General features: G+C 69.5%; 6 protein-coding genes and 1 pseudogene. 4 read left to right on the forward strand and 3 right to left on the reverse strand.

Going from position 1 to position 5,202, the window contains the following annotated elements; translation table 11 throughout:
* A pseudogene (locus HUU96_RS10745) lies at positions 1 to 275 on the reverse strand (spermidine synthase); the annotation flags it as partial.
* 76 nt (positions 276 to 351) lie between these two features.
* Between HUU96_RS10745 and HUU96_RS10750 the strand changes: the two are divergent.
* Both HUU96_RS10750 and HUU96_RS10755 read left to right on the forward strand, forming a co-directional pair.
* On the forward strand, positions 352 to 912 hold the full coding sequence (locus HUU96_RS10750) for a hydrolase (RefSeq protein ID WP_174292799.1): 561 nt from the start codon (positions 352 to 354) through the stop codon (positions 910 to 912).
* 21 nt (positions 913 to 933) lie between these two features.
* The gene (locus HUU96_RS10755) at positions 934 to 1,905 is read left to right on the forward strand and encodes an NAD(P)H-dependent glycerol-3-phosphate dehydrogenase (RefSeq protein WP_174292800.1); all 972 of its coding nucleotides are present in this window, start codon (positions 934 to 936) and stop codon (positions 1,903 to 1,905) included.
* A 4-nt stretch (positions 1,906 to 1,909) separates the two neighbouring features.
* Here HUU96_RS10755 and HUU96_RS10760 read toward each other — a convergent pair whose 3' ends face one another.
* Entirely contained in the window at positions 1,910 to 2,152 is a 243-nt protein-coding gene (locus tag HUU96_RS10760; protein ID WP_217430315.1) for a DUF2312 domain-containing protein, read from the reverse strand.
* Positions 2,153 to 2,231: 79 nt separating this feature from the next.
* Positions 2,232 to 2,525 (reverse strand): DUF1244 domain-containing protein, encoded by a 294-nt coding sequence (locus tag HUU96_RS10765; protein ID WP_174292802.1) that lies wholly within the window; start codon positions 2,523 to 2,525, stop codon positions 2,232 to 2,234.
* Between the two features lie 65 nt (positions 2,526 to 2,590).
* On the opposite strand from HUU96_RS10765, the gene pyk reads away from it, so the two are divergent.
* Both pyk and HUU96_RS10775 read left to right on the forward strand, forming a co-directional pair.
* Entirely contained in the window at positions 2,591 to 4,042 is a 1,452-nt protein-coding gene (pyk, locus tag HUU96_RS10770) for a pyruvate kinase (RefSeq protein ID WP_174292803.1), read from the forward strand.
* Between the two features lie 85 nt (positions 4,043 to 4,127).
* On the forward strand, positions 4,128 to 5,202 hold a 1,075-nt coding region (locus HUU96_RS10775), incomplete at its 3' end, for a M16 family metallopeptidase (RefSeq protein ID WP_174292804.1).

The raw sequence follows: 5,202 nt of genomic DNA on the forward strand, positions 1-5,202 counted from the left end.
AGCTCGGCGACCGTCACCGCCGCCCCCGCCCCGAACGCCGCCAGCGCGGCGCGCAGCGTGAAGCCCATGCCATAGCCGCCGATCAGCACCCTCGCCGCCGGCGCGCCCAGCCGCTGCGCGGTCATCGTCGCCAGCGCCTCCTCGGAGCCGCTCATTCGGCTGTTCATCAGCTCGTTGCGGCCCAGCACGATCATGTGGTCGCCGCCGCGCCGGTACAGTCGCAACTCCTCCCCGCCCGGCACCGGCGCGACGTCGATCAGTTCGCGGGGGATCATCGCCGTCTCCTCGGGGTCGGCCATACAAGCGACGACCAGCGCTGCAACCCTGACACGGTTCGCCGGTTATGCCCCTATGCCTACGCTCGACCCCCGCACCACCGCCCTGATCCTCATCGACCTGCAGCAGGGCATCGTCCCGATGGCGAAGGGGCCACGCAGCGGTGAGGAAGTCGTTGCAGGTGCCAGGAACCTCGCCGCCCGCTTCCGCGAAGCCGAGGCACCGGTAGTGCTCGTCCATGTCGGCTTCGGCCCCAGCGAGGCACCGAGCCAGAAGGTCGACGAGCCGAGCCTGCCCGACAGCACCCCGCCAGGGTTCAGCGAGTTCGTCTCCGGCTTGCGCGAGCCGGACGACATCGTCGTGCTGAAGCATCACTGGGGCGCGTTCATCGGCACCGACCTCGACCTCCAGCTGCGCCGCCGCGGGGTCAAGACGGTGGTGATCGGCGGCATCGCCACCAACATGGGCGTCGAGTCGACCGCCCGCTCGGCCTGGGAGCTGTCCTACGACGTGGTGATCGCCGCCGACGTCACCGCGAGCCGATCCACCGAGCTGCACGATTTCGCGATGACCAACATCCTGCCCAAGATCGCGCGCATCACCGGCGCAGAGGGGATCGACTTCGACATCGGCTGACCACCGGCCTAGGATCGGCGCGTGACCAGTCCCTCCCTCGCGGTACTTGGTGCCGGCTCTTTCGGCACCGCGGTGGCGACCGCCCTCGCCCGCGGCGGCAACGATATCATCCTGCTGTGCCGCACCGCCGAACAGGCGACAGCGATCGAGGCGACCCGGCGCAACGCGCGCTTTTTTCCAGGCCATCCGCTGCTGCCCGGTATCCAGGCCACCGCCGATGTCGACGCGGCGTTGCGTGCCGACATCCTGTTCCTGGCCTTTCCCGGCCGGGCGATGGACGATTACGCCGGCCGCATCGCCGAGGTCGCCGCTCCCGGCACCGTCGTCGTCAACCTCATCAAGGGGCTGCACGCGCGCCATTTCACCTTTGCCGAGCTGTTCGCCGACCGCGCGCCGCAGGTCGGCTATGTCGCGCTGAAGGGCCCGACCTTCTCGCGGCCGCTGTTCCTCGGCGAATGGTCGGGGATGACCTGCGGGGCCGATGACCCGGCGACCGGCGACCGGGTGGCGGCGCTGTTCGCCCGGTCGGGGGCGCTGGCGATCGACCGGATCGGCTCGGCGCGCTCGGTCGACGTCGCCAGCGCGCTCAAGAACGTCTACGCGATCGCGCTCGGGCTGGTCGGCTCGACCGGCCCGTCGGAGAACACCACCTTCATGGCGGCGACGCTGGTCATCAAGGAACTGCGCGGCGTGCTCGACCGGCTCGGCTGCGCGCCGGAGGTATTGTGGAGCTTTGCCGGGGTCGGCGACATCCTGTTGACCGGGCTATGCGACACCAGCCGCAACCGCACCATCGGCCTGATGATGGGCAAGGGCGTGCCGATCGACCTGGTCGCGTCGGACTTCGTGTTCGAGGGAGTCCGCGCCGTCGACGCCCTTGAGCAGCATCTGGGCGGCGGCGCGGCGACGCCGCTGCTCGACGCGGTGTCGGCGGTGCTGCACGGGCGAGCAGCCCCCAGCCATGTGTTCGATGCGTTCGGGCTGGCGGGGTAGCGCGTTACAACATCCCCAGCGCCTGCATGTACGTCTCCAGGATCGCCTCCTCCTCCTGGTACTCCTCGCGCTTCTTCTTCCTGATCGCCATGATCTTGCGGATCGCCTTGGCGTCGTAGCCGCGGCCCTTGGCCTCCGCCATCACGTCCTTGATGTCGTCGGCGATGCCCTTCTTCTCTTCCTCCAGCCGCTCGGCGCGCTCGATCAGCAGCCGCAGCTCGTCCGCCGCGACGCGCCCGCCGCCCATGCCTTCTTGCCGTTCCTCGGCCATTGGTGCCCGCCCTCGTTCGATGAGGGCGCGCGTCTAGGCGTTAAGCATCACCTGCTCAAGCCAGGTTCTTCGCCATGCTCTCGGCCATGCGGGCAAGCTGCTCGGGCGTCGCCTCGGCCTGATAGCGCGCCTTCCACTCGGCTTGCGGCATCCCATAGACCGTCTCCCGCGCCGCCGCCTTGTCCAGCCCGCCCGCCTCCTCGATCCAGTCGGACAGGCAGTTGCGGCAGAAGCCCGACAGTCCCATCAGGTCGACATTCTGCGCGTCGGTACGGTGGCGCAGGAGCCGCACCAGCCGGCGGAACGCGGCGGCGGCGACCGCGTCGGGCAGTTGATCAAGCTGGTCCATGCTGGCTTTCAAGATTGATCGGGCGGCAATAGCGGCTAAGACGCCGATGGGCGAGGGAGTTAGCCATGACCATGACCGTCGCGCCCCGCGCCCGCAAGGTTCGCGTCCTTGCCACGCTTGGCCCGGCGAGCAGCACGCCGGAGATGATCGCCACCCTGTTCCAGGCCGGAGCCGACGCCTTCCGCGTCAACATGAGCCATGGCGACCAGGCGTCCAAGGTCGCGGTGATCGAGGCGATACGCGGGCTGGAGAAAAGGTTCTCGCGGCCTAGCACGATCCTCGCCGACCTGCAGGGACCCAAGCTGCGCGTCGGCCGCTTCGCCGGCGGGCGGACGGTGCTGGCGACCGGGTCGACCTTCGTCCTCGACCGCTTGCGCGAGCCCGGCGATGCCACCCGGGTCGAGCTGCCGCATCGCGAGATCTTCGCGGCGATCGAGCCGGGCGCGCGCCTGCTGATCGACGATGGCAAGCTGGTGCTGCGCGTGTCGGATCACGGCCCCGACCGGATCGAGGCGATCGTCGAGGTTGGCGGCGCGATCAGCGATAACAAGGGGTTGAACGTCCCCGACGTGGTGGTGCCGATGGCGGCACTGACGGAGAAGGACCGCAGCGACCTCGCCTTTGCGGTCGAGCAGGGGGTCGACTGGATCGCGCTATCGTTCGTGCAGCGCCCTGAGGACCTGTGGGAAGCCAGGAAGCTGATCGGCGGCAAGGCGGCGCTGCTCGCCAAGATCGAGAAGCCCGCCGCGATCGACCGCCTCGACGAGATCGTCGAGGCCTGCGACGGCGTCATGGTCGCGCGCGGCGACCTGGGCGTCGAGCTGCCGCCGCAGGCGGTGCCGCCGCTGCAGAAGCGCATCGTCGAGGTCGCGCGGCGTCAGGGACGGCCGGTGGTGGTGGCGACGCAGATGCTCGAATCGATGATCACCAGCCCGTCGCCGACCCGTGCCGAGGTCAGCGACGTCGCCACCGCCATCTATGACGGGGCCGACGCGATCATGCTGTCGGCGGAGAGCGCGGCGGGGGCATGGCCGGTCGAATCGGTGGCGATGATGAACGCGATCGGCGTGTCGGTGGAGGCCGACCCGGCGCATGGCGACCGGATGCACTTCACGGTGATGAAGCCCGACCCGACCACCGCCGATGCGCTGGCTGAGGCGGCGAAGTCGATCGCCAGCACGGTCGATGTCGCCGCGATCATCTGCTTCACCACGTCGGGCTCGACCGCGCGGCGGATCGCGCGCGAGCGGCCGTCGGTGCCGATCCTCGTGCTGACCCCCAAGGCGGAGACGGCACGGCGGCTGGGGCTGCTCTGGGGCTGCCACGCAGTCGCCACCCGCGACGTCCAGTCGTTCGAGGAGATGGTCGCCAAGGCCAAGCGCATCGCGCTTCGGCAGAAGATGGCCAAGGCGGGCGACAAGGTGATCGTCATGGCCGGCGTGCCGTTCAAGACGCCGGGCTCGACCAACGTCCTGCACATCGTGCGCATCGTCGGCGACGAGTTGAAGGGCCACTAGGGCATCGGCTTGCCCTTGTCCTTCCCGTCGCCCGCCGCGGAAGGGTGAGGATGACGCTTCGCAGAAAAGGCGCAATATGAAGAAGATGCTGCCGGCCCTGCTGCTCACCGCTACCTCCGCGACCGCGCAGGTGACATCGCCGACCGCCCCTGCACCCGCCACGTCCACCCTCCCCGCCCCCGTCGGCGTGCCCTCCTGGGCGAATGTCGGCAGCGACATTCCCGCCGATCCGGCCTGGCGCACCGGCACGCTGGCCAACGGCCTGCGTTATGCGGTGCGGCGCAACGTGATACCCGCCGGCAGCATCGCCATCCGGGTGCGGATCGACGCGGGCGGGCTGATGGGCGACGATGCGCAGGCCGGCTGGGGCCACATCATCGAGCACATGACGTTTCGCGGCACCGCGCATTATGGCGACGGCGAGGGGTCGCGTATCTGGCAGCGGCTGGGCGCGAGCTTCGGCATCGACACCAACGCCTTCACCTCGCCGCGCGCCACTACCTATGTACTCGACCTGCCCAAGGCCGATGCCGCCTCATACACGCTGGCGATGGACGTGGTCGCGGAGATGGTCCAGTCCGCGAAGATCGACGCATCGGCGCTGACGGTCGAGAAGCAGGTGGTGCTAGCCGAACGCTCGGCGCGAATGACGCCGCTCGCGCAGAAGCTGGAGGACGCCAACCGCGCGCTGACCTTCACCGGCACCAAGATGGCGCGCTACCCGATGATCGGCACGACTCAGACCATCGCCGCCGCCGACGCACCCAAGCTCCACGCCTGGTACAAGCGCTGGTATCGCCCGGAGCGCGCGGTGGTGGTGGTGGTTGGCGACGCCGATCCGGTGCTGCTCGAACAGGTAGTGCGCGACAAGTTCAGCGGCTGGCAGGGCGAAGGACCCAAGCCCGAGGAGCCCGATTACGGCAGCCCGCACAAGCCGATGCGGCCGGCGCTGATAGTCGAGGACCCGCAGGCCGCGAACGCCGACCAGCTCGTCTGGGTCACGCCGCACGACGAGGGTCCCTGGACGATCGCGCGCCAGCAGCGGCAAAATCTCGACTTCGTTGCCGACGGCGTGCTGCGCCGCCGCCTCGCCACCGCCGCGCAGGCGGGCGAAGCGCTGGTCAATGTCGGCGCGTCGCGCTCGCTCGATCGCCACATCG

The sequence above is a fragment of the Sphingomonas bacterium genome, assembly GCF_903644135.1.
In the GTDB taxonomy this organism is placed as follows: domain Bacteria; phylum Pseudomonadota; class Alphaproteobacteria; order Sphingomonadales; family Sphingomonadaceae; genus Sphingomonas.

Coding starts and splice junctions, on each gene's coding strand:
- HUU96_RS10750 (WP_174292799.1), top strand. CDS start 352: ATGCCTACGCTCGACCCCCGCACCACCGCCCTGATCCTCATCGACCTG.
- HUU96_RS10760 (WP_217430315.1), bottom strand. CDS start 2,152: ATGGGCGGCGGGCGCGTCGCGGCGGACGAGCTGCGGCTGCTGATCGAG.
- HUU96_RS10765 (WP_174292802.1), bottom strand. CDS start 2,525: ATGGACCAGCTTGATCAACTGCCCGACGCGGTCGCCGCCGCCGCGTTC.
- pyk (WP_174292803.1), top strand. CDS start 2,591: ATGACCATGACCGTCGCGCCCCGCGCCCGCAAGGTTCGCGTCCTTGCC.